The sequence below is a fragment of the Mucilaginibacter sp. genome, from assembly GCF_041660805.1.
GTDB lineage: Bacteria > Bacteroidota > Bacteroidia > Sphingobacteriales > Sphingobacteriaceae > Mucilaginibacter.
In genome coordinates, this window is the sequence record NZ_JBAZVP010000005.1 from 236,857 (window position 1) to 255,343 (window position 18,487).

Consider the following 18,487-nt stretch of genomic DNA (forward strand, 5'->3'; position numbering starts at 1 on the left):
GATCCACAATGCTACGTCCATCATTCAGTTTTAACTATCTTATTCCGCATAAATCAATCGCTTGGTATAATACTGGGGATACTCCTGGTAACCCTGTTGTTTATAAAATTTGTGGGTAGGTGCCCGCCATTCTGAACAATGAACCTGTATCCGGTCACACTTTCTTTTAATTGCCTGCGCAGCAACATATTCTTCAAGGGCTGCTCCAATACTCTGATCGCTTACCGTTTCATCTACGGACAAATAAGTAATGATCACCAGTTCTGCGTCAAAACCCAATTGAGGCAAATAGTGTATAGATATAAATCCCAGTACATCCTTATTTAATTCATAAACCAAGACCTGATGGTCATTTTGCCCGAATAACTTTTCAAGCTGGCTAACAAGCAGGATCGTACTTGTTTTATAACCCAAAGCTTCCAGCAGTAATTTTATTGCTGGAGCATCTCTGTATGTAGCGTTTCTTATATTCATGGTGTGTCAGCTATATTTAATTAGGCCTCATTATTCCAGAAATTAATTTACCGTCCGGAGTTTTAAATTCGATACCCAACAAATTTGCTATCAAGGGTGCAATATCAGTTACACATAACTCTTTAATATGTCCGCCTTTATTAATACCTGCGCCATAGGCAATGAAGCCGGTATACATTTCGGGTAAATTAGGATCATAACCATGATGACCGCCGGTTGTCGGAATGAAAACGCCGGCCAACGGATCATTTTGTATTAGCGTTCCTGGCCCTTTATTGGTTGCCTTTGCCGGAGCAGTCGAGCCGCTGAATACAGTACCTGGTACAGCGGCTAAAGCCATGATTGCCGATGAATCAGCACCCATTTTGTTTAGTTCCTTGCGGTAAACTATCCTAAACAATTTTCGTTTGTCTTTTGGTAGGGCATTTAGTTTTTGTGTTGTTGATTTAATGATCTCTGCCACATCTTCTTCCTTGGTATCCGCATAACGATATAAAAAAGCCGAACCGCCAGCAGCAATAAATGTTGCATTTATGTCTTTGATCAGCATATTGGGCCGGAATACCGTATGGATGGTGCTGAAACCATGATCACCCACGATAACGATGACCGTGCTATCCTTTAACCCGCTTCTTTGTACGGCTTCCAAAACGTCCCCGATAGCTCGGTCCACTGCGCCGACGGCCAACCGCACACTATCTCCATCCCTGCCATGTGCATGCTCTGCACCGTCAACTTCCGCGAAATGAACGGCTAACAAAGCCGGATGATACGTTTTGAAAATATAAGCCGCCATACGGGCCGAATTGGCATCCATGCTGAACCTATCTTCACTCATATTGTCACTATCCAGTTTACCGGTGGCATTTTGTTCGATTTCCTCGACCAGACCAGGTGTTGCATATTTCCTTGATTCCGTAATTCGGTCGGGGTAACGGTCTGACCATATCTCCGGGATATTCCAGGTAATATCCTTACCTACGCTTACCGGCCATTCCACGGCGGCAGTAGTCAACCCAGCCTGCTTCATAACTTTCCAAAGCGTCGGCACTTTAACCGCGCTGGCAAACCAGTTCCAATCGCCTTTACTGCTGATGGGCTGGTTGTAATAAATACCTGAACGTGAAGGTAACGCGCCTGTCAGCATAGCAGCATGTGAAGGATAAGTATAACTGGGGAACACGCTGAGCATGTGATCGGCATAAGTACCGTGCTTCATCAATTCCCGAAGATTTGGCGCAGGCCAGCTTTTATCCAGGTACATATCCGGGTGCAGGCCGTCGATGGAGATCAGGATGATATGTTTGTATGTTTGGGCCTGTAGACCTAAACCGAACCCAACGAAAGCCAGGGAGAATAATTTTATTTTTTTCATTTCTTTGATTTTTCAATGCTCATCGGCTTTTTTTCAAACAATTATACTTTGAAGCATCATTAACCATAACTGATCCTTCATTAGCTGGCTTAATATCAACCACTGTTTAGTAAAAGCTTCGATTGGGTTGACAGGCTATGGTGGAGTTTTTAAAGAATAATTAATGATGCGTCGAAGCCATTATCTTAACGGCACTGTGAACGGAACAGTCTCGCTTGGCAGGCACATCTTATCCGTACAGGTTTGAAAAGTGATTGTTCCGGATATAGTTTTGAGATTGTCCTTGACTTTGATCACCTGCACAAAGTCCACCATTCCCTCATATTGATTAGCGCTAACGCCTAAACTACTGTTAAAACTATTTCGCTGTTTCCCTTTTTCCCTGATTTTTCCAATTAAAACCAGGTCTTCATCTTTTTTAAAAATAATTTGAGTAGGCTTAGCTATAGCGCCGGGGGGCTGTGACTGTGCATACAAATGCCAGCCATGCTGGATGTCCGCTTTCAGATGTACCTCGTAACCGGCAGTATCAAGTAGTTTTTTTACCATATAGCTCCATTTTATGGGCTTATATATCTGTCCATTAGCTGACAAAGCTGCGCCGAGTATAAACAGTGCGAATAATATCTTTTTCATGTGTCTCAATTTCCTGTAATTACCAATCGTTTTCTTATCCTGTACCCCTCTTCAAGACCTAGTCCATAGAGTTTTAATGCGCTTTGCAGGGTGGGAACGGTTATTTTTTTAGCGAACTCGGGGTCTTCAAAGCCGGGTACCTCTGCGTCGAATTTTCCTTTATAGCCTGTTTCGTCAACCAATTCTATAAACTTATCGTGGTAGGCGGCGATGCTCTGCAAATGTTCCATCAGGCTGCGTATATGCACTTTTTTGAAAACCCGAACCAATCCATTGGGCGTAACCTTGTTGAGGATACTGTAACTTGCGCTTTTTGATGGTTTTATAGTCCCTTTGGTAGTTTGTTTCAAGATCAAGCATTTAACTTTGACGTATTCGACTTTACTGGTGTAGTGAAAATAACGGTCAAGGTCCTGTCGCATAATTTGACAGGCGTCTAAATTGCCCGTTGCCGGAATTTTCAAGGCGTAGCAATATTGGTGATTTTCCTGCCATTGGTAGGTCTTGAGGTCATCGTCTGTATTTAAAAAGAAATCTGAAGGGTCTTTAACTTTTAACAACACCTTGTAGAGCGGTACAAAATCCTTGAAATGGGCATATTCATAGAGTTCTACTGCAGATTTATTCAGTAGCCTGATCTGGGTGAGTTTTTTGGTTATCGAATCACGTCCGATGGCCAGTTCGGGCACCCAGCCTATTGTTGCTTCGATCCGGTGCATAATGAGCGAGTAAAAGGCCACATGATCCTGTAGTTTATTCTTAGGGTCGAGCCAGGTGAGTGGGTCGGACAGGGAAATATGCGGCGTTTCAACATTATATAATTTGACTTTTTTGCCGTCAAGGAAATCCTGAATATTTGCCGCAATGGTCGTCGTCGGGTGTGTTAGCGCCCGGAAAAGCCGGTCGCCATCGATCCATACATGTTCTCCGAGGGTGGTCGGCCTGAATAAGGTCCTTAAAGTCGTATCGGAAACGATAAAAGGTAACCTGCTGCCCGCCTTCACATATTTTTTGGCGTTTTCAATGGAATGGGCAAGATTTTTCCATAAAATCGCGATGTCCTCTTTGCTGTCCTGCGTAACGAGGATCACTTTTATCCTGTCTTTGAATTTTTCCTGGAGTTCCAGCATGTGCGGCATTTCCTGGATACAGGTGGGGCAATCTACGCCCCAGAAATCAAGCAGGATAAGCTTACCCTTAAAATCACTGAGACGGATATTTTCTTCCTCGTCCCCGATATGCAGGTTATATGTCAGGTCGGGAACCTGCTCGCCGATAGTCAATGGTTTAGTGGCAGGTGTTTGCGCGTAGGCATTAACGGTGAGGACAAGCCCCACCATCAATGCAAATAGATTTGTTAACTTCATAGGATCAGTAGCCGGTATTTTGTTTTAAAAACGGGTTGGTCAGCAGTTCCTGGAAAGGAACCGGATATAATTGCCAGCTATCGCTCCAGGTTCCCCCTTTGGCGGTAGTAATTGCCGGCAGCACAGTTTTTGTCAGACCTGTGCGCTTAAGATCATACCAACGGTTTCCCAATTCACAAAACAGCTCGATCTGCCTTTCATGATAAATAGCGGACAACAAGGCATCTTTAGTTGATGCGGTGGTGTTAGGTAAACCGGCCCTGTTGCGGATCACATTCAGGTCATTTACCCCTTCGGCCAAATTACCGGACTCCGTATTGGCCTCGGCACGTATCAGGTATTGTTCAGCAAGGCGTAGCAGGATATAGTAATTTTTCGGGGGTGTAAGCCCGTCATAGCCAAACTGGTATTTGAAAGGGTAATAATAGGTATCCCCGTTCACTTGGCTGCTGTTCAACCAACGGCTGAAACGCTGGTCACCAGGCTCAAAAGCGTTTAGTAAATAGCTATTGATCGTATAGCTGGGGATAACCGTAGGGTCAGCCGGAACAAAAGTGCTTCCTTCCACGGTTTCCGCGCCGGCTTGCACCGGTATCAGTTGAAAGATGGCCTCCTGGCTCCCGGAAAGGAACACGTTGTTCAGGTCCGGTTCCAGCGCATAGGTAGCTGAGTTGATAATTTGCCCGGCAGCAACTGCTGCTTTTGCCCAATCCTGCCGGTATAGGTAAACTTTTGCCAGCAGTGCTGTGGCGACCGATTGGTTAGGGCGGACCCTGCCAGCCGTTAAATAATTAATATGGAGTGTATTTTGCGCATCGGCCAGGTCGTTAATGATCTGTGTATATACAGAATCAACCGGTGTCCGGTGTACCGACTGGTTGATTCTGTAATCGCTTGTGGTAATTAAAGGGACGGCGCCATAAATATTCACCAGGTTAAAATAAACCAATGACCGCATGAATTTACATTCTCCGGTCAACTGCGCTTTGCAGGAGGCACTGATGCCTTTACTTGCAGAAATACCTTCGATACAGGCATTCGCCTGGTAAATGGTCAAATAGGCTGTTTGCCACCATTGGGCAATGGTGCTGATATTGGAGTTTAGCCCGTTGGTATAAAATGCACTTTCATCCACCGAGCCCGTGTTGGAGATAAGTTCATCCGCGGATAAGCCGGTAGCGATGGTAATGCCGCCATACATAAAAACGCCAGTATTAACGGCAGTAAGATGGGTATAGAGCCCGAGCACAGCAGAGGTCGCAGCCAGGCTATCGCGAAATACTTCTGCTGAAGTAATACTGGTTTTGGGCGAAGGTATCTCTATAAATTTCTTGCAGGAAGATGCCGCTATGATCACCAACATGCTGTATATGGTTAGCCGAGGGATAAATAATATTTTTATTTTATTCATGACATGATATTTAAAAAGTGAATTGTAAACCGGCCGCGATAGTCCTCAGCGGCGGCACATTGTAAATACTCTGCGATTCGGGGTCACCGATATATTTGGTAACGGTGAATAGGTTTTGGGCATTGATAAATAGGCGGCAGCCGGTAACATTCATTTTCTTCAGGAACTCATTGCTGAATGTGTAAGAAAATGAAACGGTTTTGAAACGGAGATAAGAGGCATCGGTATAAGCTGCATCCGAAAAAATAAAACTGTTAGCTGCTTTGCCGGCTGCAGAACCTGCAAGCATCGTAAACTTTTCAAAAATTGCCTGGTCGCCGGGGTGCTGCCATCTTTCGGACATCAACTCCGGTTGGTTTTTCATTGAACCTACTGGACCGTTCTGGTAGATCTGCTGCAGGTAACTTGGCCCGCGTTGTTTTGCGAACTGCAGGAAAATATCCAGTTGGAACTGTTTGTAGGAAAATGTATTGCGGAAGCCGCCATAAAACTTTGGATCAAGGGTCCCAATAGGTTTTGCGTCAGCTACCTGGTCAGGCTGGTAAGTTTTGGCCCCCTTCGACGTCAGGAACTGGAACACACCGGTCGTATCGTTCACGCCGGCAAAGACGGTCCGCTGTAATACGCGGACAGGCTGGCCTACGATATATGTCGTAGCGTAGCTGGATGAGGAAAGGCCAGGAAAGGCAAGCAATTTATTCCTGGGAATAGTCACATTAATCGAGGTGTTCCAGCTAAACTTGTCTGTCTTTAAAATATTGGCGTTCAATTGAAACTCCCATCCGGTATTTTGGACCACCGCCGGAAAGTTCTGAATAACGCCATAGAAACCGGTCTGGGTCGGTAATGAATAGGTGACCAACTGATTTCCACAGCGGTTTCTGTACCAGGAGGCGCTGAACAGTATCCCGTCCTTTAAAAATCCAAGCTCAAGCCCGGCCTCCAGCTTTTTGTTAATTTCCCAGCTATAATCCTGGTTAAAAAGGTTCAAAGGCACGTAACTGGCCTGCCCTTGGTAAGCATACCCGTTAGGTGCCCAATTAGACAGGTATTGGTAATCGCCGATACGGTCGTTACCGGTGGTTCCATAAGTCGCCCTTACCTTACCATAACTGAGTACCGGCAGTGCCTTCTTTATAAGTTGTTCCTCCGAGAATATCCAGCCTCCGCCGATGGAACCAAAGTTGCCGAATTGTTTTCCTGGACCAAAACGGCTGGAACCGTCTCTTCTGCCCGTAACATTGACAATATACTTCCCGTCCCAGATATAGTTTATCCGCCCGAAGATGGCATCGTATTTATAAGCCGAATATCCGTCTGTTGAAACCGTGGTGCCAGCCCCGGAAATTGAACCCAACAGGGCGTCATCAGAGTAGTTGCTGCCATATGTATTTATAGACGTATTGGTATTTTTCTGAAAACTGCCGCCTATCAAAATGTCAAGCTTTCCTTTGCCGATCATCTTTTTATATTCGGCCTGGGGTTCAATGATCCAGTTCATAAAATCATTCCTGGCGAAATTTGCGCTACCCAGAATATTCTTTGAGGGATCATGCGCTATACTCGGGTCTTCGCTGTATTCATTGAAGTTTACCGTATTATAGCCTAAACTGGCACGAATGCTCAAGCCCGGCAGCAATTCGTAGCCAACCTGGAAATGTCCCAGCAAATTATAATTCTGTGCGTTGTATAACTGTTTTAAATAAGCCAGTGGATTGCTGATAGCCACTCCGTTATATTTCCAGACCAGGTTGCCCGAAGCATCCAGAAGATCCGGGGAATCAGGCGGCAGCGTGTACGCTTTTAAAGCGGACGGGGTGCCGGAAGAGTTGTTTTGGTCGTAAGAATAATTTACCGAAAAGTCGATATTGAGCCGTTTGTCTGCGGAACTGTGATGTATACTTGAATTCAGTGAAGCGCGGTTATCGGAAAAATCGCCCGGGAAGATATAGGTCTCCCGGTGATAGCCGCCCCCGATCAAAAACTGCGTGTTGGTTGTGCCACCGGACACAGAAGCATTCGCGTCGGTACTGTAAGCAGTCCCGCCTAAAAAATATTTCTTCCAGTCAGTATATTTAGTGGTGTCATACACCTTCAGGTCAGCGAATGTAGCGGCATATTTTGGCTGATCCAGCAAGGCATTCAGTCCGTCATTGCTGATCGCTTCATGGCGCATTTTCAAATATTCCGAAGTGTTCATCATATTGATGGAGCGGGTTATCCTGCTCTGCCCCGTAAAAATATTTGCACTAAACTTAACCTTACCGGCTTTCCCTTTTTTTGTGGTAATCAGGATCACCCCATTGGCGGCCCTAGACCCATAAATAGCCGTCGCATCAGCGTCTCTTAATATCTCAATACTCTCGATGTCGGCAGGATTGATACTGTTGAAAGGGCTCATGCCGCCATAGGGGTTGCCAGAAACGGAAGAAGTACCCTCGGATGAGATAGAGGTCAACTGATTGATGACAGGATTTTGTGTAGCAAATGGCACACCGTCAATGATAAAAAAAGGGTTATCCAGGGGGCGCGGGTCTGTGATGCCCAGGGCCTGAGAACTCAATGTATTTTGGCCCCTTATCTGTATATTGAAAGAGGCCCCAGGTATCCCGCTGGTCTGGCTCACGACCAGCCCCGGCACACGGCCTTCTAAAGCACTCAGCACATTGGTTACCGGTTGTGAGGAAATATCCGCAGCGGTGACTTTTGAAACCGATCCCACATTATACCGCTGTGTAGTTTCACCATAAGCGATCACCTGTACTTCATCCAGTTTGGAAGTACTGTGCATCAGGTGGATGACGAAATTAGTATTGGCGGCGCTGACGGTGATTTCCTGGGGAATATAACTAATATAAGAAATAGTTAATACGACAGGACTGCCCTCAATTGCGATTTCAAACTCGCCCTTGTCGTTGGTTACCATCCCTGTGTTTTTACCTTTAATTCTAATGGTGGCACCCATTAAGGGTTGACCATTTTCATCAAGAACTTTGCCCTTGATGATTGAGGGAACAGCAATGATTGTTTTGAGTTTGTCAAGGAGGGAAGGTTCTTTTTCCTGTAACAGTATCGTTTTGTCGGCAATTTTATAAGTTAAAGGAATATCCTTAAAACAGGTGGCCAAAGCATCTTCGATAGAAGCATTGGTTACTTTTACATTGACAAGCTGTTTAACATCCTTTGAATCGTAAAAAAATACATATCCGGATTGTTGTTCTATGGAATGCAATACCTTTTCTAAGGGCACATTCCTTTCATTCAGATTGATCTTCTGGCTATACCCTTTGGCACTGACTTGTACCAGGGTTATGACGAGCAGGAGCGTTGTTAGCTTCATAACCAGTAGGAATTTTTTTAGCAGCCATGCGTTGGGCATGACTTTAGTAAAAGCATTTAATTTCATTACTTTTGTAATTGTTGGGTAATACGTGAATACAATGTTCCAATTGTTATTTTCCCGGTTTGCCGGGAGGGTTAGCCCAATATTTCCGTATCCTGATTAGCCGTCAGGATGCGGTTTTTTTGTGCCTGCCTTTGCTGCTTTTTGCTTAGTATGATTTTTCCATTCTTTCCTTTCTTTTTGGGTTAATCTTCGTCTATATCATCAGGTATATTATGGTTCTACGATAATTTTCTTTCCTTCAATTCTGAAGTGTATTTTTTTGTAGCTTAATATATCAGCTATCGTTAAGGCCGTCACATTCCGGTACATTTTACCTGAAAATTGCCTGTCATGGATCTTACCCTCGTAACTGATATCCACATCATACCAGCGGGATAACTGGCGCATAACGGTTTGAATATTGGTGTCATGGAACTGGAACAAGCCTTTGTGCCAGGCAATAGCTTCTTCGGTGTCCGCTTCTTTTACGACTATATTTTTAGCCGGTCCAAATGAAACCAAAGCTTGTTGCCCTGGTATAAGTACTGCCGTTTTTCCATCTTTTATGATTTTTACACTACCTTCCAATAAGGTCGTTTTCATTTCCGGTTCATCGGTATAGGCATTGATATTAAAATGGGTTCCTAATACTTCAACCGTTTGACCATTGGCGCTTACCCTGAACGGCTTTGCCGGATTGTGAGCCACCTCGAAATAGACCTGCCCGGTGATTTTAACCGAACGGTCATTACCTCCAAATACTACAGGGAAAGTGATGGACGAAGCGGCATCCAGCCATACTTTGGTGCCGTCTGATAAGGTCAAAGGATGTTGCCCGCCACGGGGGGTAGTCATCGTATTATAAGCTAATGGTTCAGCCGAACCTGATGATTGCTGCGCTTGCTCATAAACAATGTGGCCGTCACCGGTTTTGTTAACAGTCGTATTCCCCTGGACGGTGATTTTTCCTTTACGGGCTGCGGTCAGGTCAATTTTTTGCCCGTTTGATGTGGTCAGTATCGCTTTATCGCTACCCGGCTGTAAATCTTGTTTGTTGATTTGAGCGGTTTGTTGTTGCGGCTTTTGTTTGTGCAACAGGTAATAACCTCCAAAAGACAGGAATAGCACGATAGATGCAGCGGCGGCAATGCGCGGCCACAATCTTTTTACCCCGGCAGACTTTTGGATACGGTTGAACAAACCATTTTCCATTCGTTCCTCCAGGGCCAGCATTTGTTTTTTCGTTAACAAGCCGGTATCTTCGGGTTCATCGCGGAAAAGCAGGTAATAACGATCCAGTGCTTCCTGCTCTTCAGGGGTGGCAGTACCATTTAGATATTTGTCAACGAGCCTTTGAAATTCTTTCCTTTTTTGGTCGGGCATAGCACAACTGTTTTTTATACAGTGTCCTTTTTTTTAGTAACTCCCGAAAAAATAAAAATATTTTTTAATTATTTATGATGATCCATAAAAAATGGCATCAGCACAAGGAATTTAGCAATGTCCGCGCGTAAGGCGACCATCGTATTGCGCAGGGTATTTTGAACGGTCTTTTGAGGTACAGCCATTTGCTGGCTGATTTCTTCGGTGGTCTGGTCTTCAAAATAACGCCGCCTGAAAATTTCCCGGCGTTTCTCAGGCTGTGCCTCCAGCCATTGATCGATAAAAACGCGCAGTTCCTTTAAAAACAAGGCGGAATCAGCCTCGCTTTCTTCATAAACCATATGTTCCAACGGTTCTTCAAAAAAGGGCAGGGATTGGTTGCGGCGGTATTGGCGGTACACCGCGTATTTGGCAGCGGTGGTCAGGTAAGCTTCGAGATTTTCAATTTCGCGTTCCGCTCTTTTTTCCCAAAGATTGGCTAAAATATCCTGTACCAGTTCTTCATTTTGTGCAGGGTCATTCAGGCGGCGGCAGCACTCATTGTACAATAGCTTCCAGTATTTCCGGTAGATCATACGCAAGGCATGCTCATCACCCTCTTTTAAAAGGGCGACCAATTCAGAATCGGACATTTCATCGTATGCCGCCATGCCAAAAAAACCTTCAGTTAAATTTACGGATAATCAGGCCAATATTAATTAAATTTTTTTAAAGATGCTGGTAACGGCTATGTTAACAGTTTGTTAAGCTACCCAAAGCAGGTGAAGCAGGTTCGTTCATTCGCTCAGTAACTTCGCTCATTCTTTCACCAACTTCCCTGTCCACACAGCAAAAGCCGGCCAGGCATTTGCTTTATTCTAACCCCGCCTTTATTCGTCAAGACCCGGTTTAAAAGGTGAACCACGCCCTCCGGGTGCCGCGAACGGTAACGGTAACCGTTTTGGCAGTTCCCCCTTTAAACCTGAATAAATAATTGAAGACTGGCGAATCGCTAAGACCTGTTTTTTAAGATACCGGGAATAAGACCAGTTTATCAATAAGGAGCTTCATTTGACCTTTGCTTGAGGCAAATATACACCTCTTCGGCGGTCAAGGCCATGTAAATGCCGCCGCAAAATCTTCCTCTCAATTTTTTATAGGCTGCCCTGCGGGCGATGTGTTGGAGAGCGTATTTTCCGCCGCCAGCCTTGCCCCGCCAGCCCCCCGCGCAAGTGATTTGCCTCTATCAAAGGCCAAATGGGACTTTTCCGAAATGGCTTGATAGAACAAAATTTTTAACCATTTAAAATTCAAAAAAAATGAAAACAGCACAAAAAAATGCGACAGGGGTACAAGGTACAACCGCACAGGCAAAAAAAGCAACCGATGTTAAAACTCAAAACCGCCCGAACATTACAGGCAAGGAAGCAAAGGAGGACAAAAAAGATGAACCCGTTAAAGATCAAAAACCTGCCGAGGCTCCGAAAGTTGAGGCAACCCAAGCTGCCGAGGCTCAGGCCGGTAATCCCGCTACAGTGGATAACCAACCCGCTAACGTTGCAGAACATGCCGAAAAACAGGAAATAAGGGCAGACGAACCAAAAACAGAAGTTAAGTACATCAAGCCCGCACCAAATTTGGAATTGACTTTAAAGGCTGTGGACACCCTGCACCGTTGGAGCATATTGCGCCTTAACCTGATTGCCCGCATCAAGCAATTGGAAGCCTTTGAAGTGGCTTTAAGGCAAGAAAACGACGAGTTGGAAGACAACCCTTACCAAGGCTGTAAATTGATTATTAAGGATGATAAGAACAGGGAGTTTGTCACCACAACCCCCGGCTTAATCCGTTTGGTATCACAATTCATTTTTAACGCCTGTGGCGAAAAACTGGCAGAGATAGAAGCCAACATTGTATTCCCAAACGCTTAAATGAAGTTATGCCTCCCGATTTATCGGGAGGCATTTTTAAGGTTTCACCTCCAAATTCCAATGCCATGTACGAATTATTTGTAGAACTGACCGACCAGTTATTTTATGAGGGCTATGCCGAGCAATTAGCTCAATCAGACCCGCAAGCTTTCCAGTTTGAGTTTAACGACTTTCTAAATACTTACAGTTATGAAATGGTTTAACGATTGCCCCACGCTTGAAGCAGTAAAGGCAAGATATAAGCAACTGGCTAAACAGTATCATCCGGACTTAGGCGGTGATACTGCGACCATGCAACAGATAAATACCGAGTATGCCTATGCGACCGCTAAAGCGATTAAAGGGTCAAACATGACGGATGAAGAAGCAGAAAACGAGATATTATCGTCCGAAGCCTACCGTCATGCCATTGAGCAAATTATCCATTTAGACGGCATAGTCATAGAACTTGTTGGCTATTGGATATGGGTAACAAAAAACACCTACCCTGTAAGGGCAGCGCTTAAAATGGCGGGTTTCTTATTTGCCTCAAAAAAACAGGCGTGGTATTTCCGAACTGCCGAATACAAGGTGAATAAAAGCAGCGGTAAATCATTGGACGAGATACGAAATAAGTACGGTAGTGCGGTATTGAACGAGGACAAGCCGAGGCGAAATAATTTTATTCAGTAATCAAAAACGGAGGCGCAACCGCATAAAGGGCGCATTTTTTATGATGAAAACATTAAATCAGCATAGCACCAAAATATTTTGCTTACTGCTTGACCGCATGAATGGCGGTCAGCATTTGAAAATCGAAAATGATCCTTTTATGCCCTTAACCATTGAAAAAGTAGGGGGAAATGTAACGACCTATTGGGGCGAAGCCAGTTTGTACAGCTTATGCCATTATTATGTGCAGAATTTCGACCTGATGCAAGACCCGGAGATGTGTTTCATTGTAGTTGACCAAAGGGGAGAAGATTTAACGGCAGTTGACAAGGTAAAAATTGTGCCGTATATGTATCAGCAAGCCAACTTAGCGATTTACGAGGAAAGTATCACTTTCGAGGGTAACGAAATGGACAAATACGACCGCACCCTGCAATTGCACCATGTCATATTTGCAAACCAATGGCTGCAAAACATACAGGAACAAGGATTTTTAAAACGCATTTAAAAATAAGATCATGGAAAACGAAAAATGCCTGTATGATAAGTGGATGGACGAAGAGGAAAGAAACCTCAACAACTTTACCGTCACCCTCTTTAAATTATTCCAGTACGCCGATGGCAGTAATAAAGCCAAAATATTGAACGCCTGGGGCGAATATTTTACAGGTTCGGCATACGTCTAACGCCTGTTAAGCCAATTTAAAAGCCCTGTGTTTTTACAGACACAGGGCTTTGCCTGTTAAAATTGCCCGGCGGCCCCCGATATACATCGGGGGCCCAAAACGCCGACTGTTTTTAAGTGATTTTGTTTTTTATGGCAAAAACAGTCGGCGCTTTACTTTTAAGACTTATAATAACCTATTATGCTTATCTTTAATTTCAATTTTACCTTATCAACCTAAATGCGGGAAATCTACTATAACTCCGATATTACACCCAAAGCAGCTAATGAAATTAAATTGCTTGCCCTTTACTATGACAAGATAAACATTGTTAATGACGCGGTTTACACTCCCAAATTTGAGACAACAAATGGTAAATTTGAATTTGCCGGGGTTGAAGACATACAGTTTATTCCAAGGAAATTTCGAGAAGACTATAAGCTGCTGATCGATGAGGGGTTAATGTCGATTACTAAAAGGGATGAAAAAGCTGATGACCCTTATGAGAAGCAATTTGCAAGTAAGATTAGTGAAATAGTCAATGCAAGTAATAGTTATATCTACCCATTACATCCCGAGAAGCCGGATACTAAGATTATAACGGAAGAGGTGTTTGATATAATGACTAATATCTTCGACTTTGAGCCGGGGAAACCAGTAGGAGTGAATTTAGTATGGTGGTATTATGCGTTTAAATTAAAATGGTTTGTTAAGCTGCTCATGGAAGGCCAGACTTGCATCACCAGTAGTAATAATCTTAATCATCTTTTTACCGCTTTAATAAAGGAATCAGAGCAACTAAATTTTAAATCCGGCGTAGAGGGCTATTCAAAATCTTTGGCTTTTGATGCTTTAAAAATCGGATTACCAAATCCTGATAATTTAAGTTTGGAAGATATTCTGGAATTGAAATTAAAACTCAAAGATGAATTAGGGTTATTCTACCAAACCATTAATGCCATTGAGGTCAAAAATAAACAGCTATTTGACACGAATATAAATCATAAGGAGTATGAAGCGGTATTCTACTCAGAAATACAAAAACCGCTTAGGGAATTGGAAACAAAAATGAAAAATCTGAAAAGTAAAACGTTTAGACTTTTTGTAGATAAGATGAAGGATTATAAAACTTATGTTCCTTTGGTCGGGACTGTTGTGGCAAGCATACCAATACAATATGCGATTTTAACGTCTTTAAGTATGACTGCCGGTCAATCATACCTGGAGTTTAAAGAAGAAAAAAGAGAAATTAAAAACAATGGCTTGTACTTCTTATTAAAATTTAAAAAATGAACAATTATATTCCTCTTGCTATTTCTTTATTAGCGTTGCTGATTTCCGCATTGACATTTTATTACTCCCGGTTAAAAAAAGGAATGGTTAAAATGACAAGGCCAACCACTATATTTTTTGGTCCCGACGGTGTGAATTTGGAAAATCAAAAAGAGCAAAAAGTATTTATCAGAACGCTGTTGTATAGCACATCCGATAGAGGGCAATATATTCAGAATATGTATTTGCGTTTACAAAGAGGTGAAACAATTCAGAATTTTAATGTGTGGGTATATGGTGATAGCGGATTAGCTCGCGGTAGTGGCTTATTCGTAAATAAAGAGGGCATTTCGAGCAATCACCATTTTCTTTTATCAAGAAATACAGACTATGAATTTTTGCCGGGTGAATACCATTTGGAAGTCTTTGTAGAAACTGTAAACAATAAATCCTATAAAATTTTTGACCAGCATCTAAATATAACTATACCTCAATATGAAGAGGTAATAGATAAAAAAAGCGGAATCTTTTATGATTGGGCTCCTAATTTACAAAATTATGATGCCTATGTCGACGCGCGAAAAAGAAACAGGGCACTACGGGAAACAATATAAGTCCAGGTAACAGCTGCGAAATGTTTTAAGGAGCCAATTTGGCACCTTGAAGAGTATTAATTGGAGACCACAAATTGTGGCCTCCAATTTCATTGTCTAAGGATGGTTGCCTTCTCTTTTTTCAATTTCCTTTTGCACTTCATCGATCAACTGCTGTTCTGAGGGTAGGTATAATTTGTATGCACTGGCAACAATGGTTTTATTATTCGCCGGCAGAGAGAATTTTACAACTGCATTGTTTTTATCTGCACAAAGTAAAATGCCGATGGTCGGTTTTTCAAAGTCTTTCTTTTCTACCCGGTCATAATAATTTACATACATCTGTAATTGCCCGATGTCTTGGTGAGTAAGCCGGGTAGTTTTTATCTCGATAATGACAAATGCCTGTAAAAGACGATTATATAGCACAAGATCAATGAAAAAATCATCGCCTTCAATATGTAGCCGTTTTTGCCTTGCTATAAACGCGAACCCATTGCCTAATTCTAAAAGAAAGTCCTGTAAATGGGTGATAATCGCTTGTTCTAAATCTTTTTCATAATACGACGCTTCACGGTGCAATCCTAAAAATTCGAGGTACATCGGGTCTTTTATAATGTCCTTAGCATCAGCAGGCTGCTGCTCATTCCGGGCAACGGCCAATATGTCGTTACTGTCGTTACTCATTAGTAAGCGTTCCCACAAACTACTATGAATTTGGCGCTCCAGTTGGCGGGATGACCAATTGTTTTTTACAGCTTCCGCAATATAAAAATCTCTTTTGTCCTGGTTATCAATGCTTATGAGCATTTTATAATGTGTCCAACCCAATTGCGTCCGCACTGCGGACGCAATTGGGAAAGTGCGATAAAACTGTCGATAGCGCTCCAATTGTCTTATAGATAAACCGCTGCCAAATTCGGGCTCCAATTGTGTCGAAATAGTTTTTAGCAGCTGTGCACCATAATCGGCGCGGTCTTTTTCTTGTTGCTCTTCTACAAAAATACGCTGTCCGATACGCCAGTACATCTGTACACGTTCGGTATCTACGGCACGGATCGCACTATCCCTGGAATTAAGGATAATGGTTTTAATATCTGTTATGACGGATGGATTAATTTTCATGGCTTTGTAAGGTTAAGATGGGTAATTTAATGGCAAGCTTTTGTTTTAATGCGCTCATATCCTCGCTGATCTTTTGGGCGACAATCTTCGCATAGATTTGCGTTGTTTTTATCGACTTATGGCCGAGCAATGCACTGACTGTTTCTATCGGCACACCATTGGCCAAGGTGACCGTAGTAGCAAACGTATGCCTGGCTGTATGCGTAGTTAAAATTTTGTTGATGCCACAGATGTCCACAACTTCCTTTAGATAAGCGTTGTACTTCTGATTACTCAAAACAGGCAATAGCAACCCCTTGCTTTTGCGGACAGGATGGTTGTTATATTTCTCGATGATTTCTTTAGCGATAGGTAATAGCGGTACACTTTCCCGGCAAATAGTGCTTGTTACTTTATGCCGGTTTTTGACCACCCATTGTTGACCATCAAAAAAGTTAATGATGTGATCGGTAGTCAGTAAGCTGGTATCTTTATAAGCAAAACCGGTAAAACACATAAACAGGTAAGCATCTTTGATTTCCTCTAATCGCTTAATCTCAAAATGTTTGTGATAAAGGATCATGATTTCCTGCTCAGTCAAAATGTCTCGTTCAGGATCGATATACCCACATTTATAGGTTTGTATTGGATTGGTGGGTATCCAGTTCCGCTCAACCCCAGTTTTTATAGCGTGTTTAACATGCTTTAAATATTTCTTCGCTGTATTACCATTAATGTCTTCGTCTAACATCAGGTAGTCCACAAAGTCCTCTGCAAATGCAAACCTGATTTTATCCAGTCGTATATCTTTCGCTTTATACTGATGCTGAATAAAGCTTACTGTTTTTACGCGGATCGTTCTTAGTTTTTTGAGCGAAGCAATCGAACGATGTTGTTTCTCCACCTTTTTTTCAAAACGCTCAATAACGAAATCAATCGCATTGAGCAAGGTTTTAGGCTGCTCTGTTTTGCCCTGGTAAGCCTCTCGGAGCATTTCTACCGTAACTTCTTCGCCTTGTGCTTCTAGGGTACTGAACAGTTGCCGAAGCTTTACTTTGGCATTTTCAATGGTATTGTTGACAAGTCTGGCTTCTTGTGTGCTTCCCTTCATTCTGCCAGCCTCCTGGTCCCATAAATTCTCCGGGACTTTTTGGCCTAAAGAAATGACGGCCCTTTTAAGATTGACGGTAATACGGATGTCCAGCGATAAGCTGCCGTCTTTGGACTTCCTGGCGCTTTTTGGCAATACCAGGATGGAAAGTTTTTCATTTACTTTCATGGAAATTGGATTTTAAGTGAACGATTTGTTTTCGTTCGCTCTCAAAACCCGACTTCATTGAATCATCGAAATAGGTAAGATCACCAATTTCAGCATCAAAATGGCCATTTCAAAGGCCGTCAAACGCACTTTAAACAGATTGATTGAATCTGATATGGATTTTTTCAACCTTGCTTAAAATAATGACGATCAGTGGTTTACCTCATAAAAAGGCTACCACTTTTTAAAATGTGGATGGTAGCCTTTATGATAGCCTTTTATACTTAAAGAAACTGGTCAAATTTGATAGACTTTTATTTTCAAAAACCCTCTAAAAACGCTGGAAACGCGCTTTTACAAAAAAAGACCTTCTGGCGAAGGTCTTTTCAGTGGAGATGATGGGGGTCAGGTCGAACACTTAATTCCTCTTTTATTACTAATTAGTGAATTAAAAATCAATTAGTTACATAGATTTAAATATTGTTTTTTCGCCGACTAACTTCATCTTTGAGGGACAAAATCTAACAAATTCAAAACTTTATTTGAAAAATTTCTCGGCAAAAATGTTCGACTGTCGAACATAGCTTGATTTACAGCAACAACCGTGTAAGCTTTTTATGTGCGAATTCCCCAATAACAATCTCATTTATAAAATAAAATTGATCAAAATTCTTTGAAAAGGTTCGGGATCCTTCATCTGGTTTTTTGGGCTGTTTTTGAATGCTAAATCTACCTCTGGAAGTGTGAGCTGATATCCTTATGTTCTCTTAGTTCGTCAATAATTTCAGGATCACATTTTAAAGTGCAGTAATCGAATTTATCCAGGTCAAAAAGACAAAACATTTTCTCGCCCATATAAAATACAAGGATTGAAAGTGAATTCCTGAAAAAGCCCTCAAAAGGCATCCCTTCATGGGTATTAGGCAATGACAAACAGAACACTCTGAACTCTTCTACATTCATATAATATATTAGTCGATCTTGTGATGAAGTTTGTCAGCTT

General features: G+C 42.6%; 18 protein-coding genes. 7 read left to right on the forward strand and 11 right to left on the reverse strand.

Annotated elements, in window-relative coordinates:
- Nucleotides 1–39: 39 nt before the first annotated feature.
- The 8 genes from WC743_RS10015 to WC743_RS10050 form a co-directional block, all read right to left on the reverse strand.
- A complete protein-coding gene (locus WC743_RS10015; protein ID WP_373011822.1) occupies nt 40–474 on the reverse strand; it encodes a GNAT family N-acetyltransferase in 435 nt (144 codons plus the stop codon).
- A 16-nt stretch (nt 475–490) separates the two neighbouring features.
- Nucleotides 491–1,849, reverse strand: a complete 1,359-nt coding sequence (locus WC743_RS10020; RefSeq protein WP_373011824.1) for an alkaline phosphatase family protein — start codon at nt 1,847–1,849, stop codon at nt 491–493.
- A 180-nt stretch (nt 1,850–2,029) separates the two neighbouring features.
- A complete protein-coding gene (locus WC743_RS10025; protein ID WP_373011827.1) occupies nt 2,030–2,485 on the reverse strand; it encodes a protein-disulfide reductase DsbD domain-containing protein in 456 nt (151 codons plus the stop codon).
- Between the two features lie 5 nt (nt 2,486–2,490).
- Nucleotides 2,491–3,825, reverse strand: a complete 1,335-nt coding sequence (locus tag WC743_RS10030; protein ID WP_373011828.1) for a TlpA family protein disulfide reductase — start codon at nt 3,823–3,825, stop codon at nt 2,491–2,493.
- Nucleotides 3,826–3,856: 31 nt separating this feature from the next.
- Nucleotides 3,857–5,263, reverse strand: a complete 1,407-nt coding sequence (locus tag WC743_RS10035) for a RagB/SusD family nutrient uptake outer membrane protein (protein WP_373011829.1) — start codon at nt 5,261–5,263, stop codon at nt 3,857–3,859.
- Between the two features lie 10 nt (nt 5,264–5,273).
- Nucleotides 5,274–8,669 carry a SusC/RagA family TonB-linked outer membrane protein gene (locus WC743_RS10040; RefSeq protein ID WP_373011831.1) on the reverse strand — a complete coding sequence of 1,132 codons (3,396 nt, stop codon included), beginning with the start codon at nt 8,667–8,669 and terminating at the stop codon, nt 5,274–5,276.
- A 210-nt stretch (nt 8,670–8,879) separates the two neighbouring features.
- Nucleotides 8,880–10,031 (reverse strand): FecR family protein, encoded by a 1,152-nt coding sequence (locus WC743_RS10045; RefSeq protein ID WP_373011833.1) that lies wholly within the window; start codon nt 10,029–10,031, stop codon nt 8,880–8,882.
- 68 nt (nt 10,032–10,099) lie between these two features.
- A complete protein-coding gene (locus WC743_RS10050; RefSeq protein WP_373011835.1) occupies nt 10,100–10,681 on the reverse strand; it encodes an RNA polymerase sigma factor in 582 nt (193 codons plus the stop codon).
- 648 nt (nt 10,682–11,329) lie between these two features.
- Between WC743_RS10050 and WC743_RS10055 the strand changes: the two genes are divergently transcribed.
- From WC743_RS10055 to WC743_RS10085, 7 genes are all read left to right on the forward strand, one after another.
- Nucleotides 11,330–11,941 carry a hypothetical protein gene (locus tag WC743_RS10055; protein ID WP_373011836.1) on the forward strand — a complete coding sequence of 204 codons (612 nt, stop codon included), beginning with the start codon at nt 11,330–11,332 and terminating at the stop codon, nt 11,939–11,941.
- Nucleotides 11,942–11,949: 8 nt separating this feature from the next.
- Complete coding sequence (locus WC743_RS10060) at nt 11,950–12,144, forward strand: hypothetical protein (RefSeq protein WP_373011837.1); 195 nt, start codon at nt 11,950–11,952, stop codon at nt 12,142–12,144.
- Entirely contained in the window at nt 12,131–12,613 is a 483-nt protein-coding gene (locus WC743_RS10065) for a J domain-containing protein (RefSeq protein WP_373011838.1), read from the forward strand. Before WC743_RS10060 ends, WC743_RS10065 begins: the two co-directional genes overlap by 14 nt.
- A gap of 40 nt (nt 12,614–12,653) precedes the next feature.
- Nucleotides 12,654–13,100 (forward strand): hypothetical protein, encoded by a 447-nt coding sequence (locus tag WC743_RS10070; protein ID WP_373011839.1) that lies wholly within the window; start codon nt 12,654–12,656, stop codon nt 13,098–13,100.
- A 10-nt stretch (nt 13,101–13,110) separates the two neighbouring features.
- Nucleotides 13,111–13,278, forward strand: a complete 168-nt coding sequence (locus WC743_RS10075; RefSeq protein WP_373011840.1) for a hypothetical protein — start codon at nt 13,111–13,113, stop codon at nt 13,276–13,278.
- A gap of 219 nt (nt 13,279–13,497) precedes the next feature.
- Entirely contained in the window at nt 13,498–14,550 is a 1,053-nt protein-coding gene (locus WC743_RS10080) for a hypothetical protein (protein ID WP_373011841.1), read from the forward strand.
- Nucleotides 14,547–15,143, forward strand: a complete 597-nt coding sequence (locus WC743_RS10085; protein ID WP_373011842.1) for a hypothetical protein — start codon at nt 14,547–14,549, stop codon at nt 15,141–15,143. Before WC743_RS10080 ends, WC743_RS10085 begins: the two co-directional genes overlap by 4 nt.
- Before the next feature lie 96 nt (nt 15,144–15,239).
- Here WC743_RS10085 and WC743_RS10090 read toward each other — a convergent pair whose 3' ends face one another.
- The 3 genes from WC743_RS10090 to WC743_RS10100 form a co-directional block, all read right to left on the reverse strand.
- Entirely contained in the window at nt 15,240–16,247 is a 1,008-nt protein-coding gene (locus WC743_RS10090) for a YhcG family protein (protein ID WP_373011843.1), read from the reverse strand.
- Nucleotides 16,237–17,505, reverse strand: coding sequence for a site-specific integrase (locus WC743_RS10095; RefSeq protein ID WP_373011844.1), 1,269 nt, complete (start codon nt 17,503–17,505; stop codon nt 16,237–16,239). Before WC743_RS10095 ends, WC743_RS10090 begins: the two co-directional genes overlap by 11 nt.
- 708 nt (nt 17,506–18,213) lie before the next feature.
- Nucleotides 18,214–18,447 carry an MmcQ/YjbR family DNA-binding protein gene (locus WC743_RS10100; RefSeq protein WP_373011845.1) on the reverse strand — a complete coding sequence of 78 codons (234 nt, stop codon included), beginning with the start codon at nt 18,445–18,447 and terminating at the stop codon, nt 18,214–18,216.
- Nucleotides 18,448–18,487: the final 40 nt, after the last annotated feature.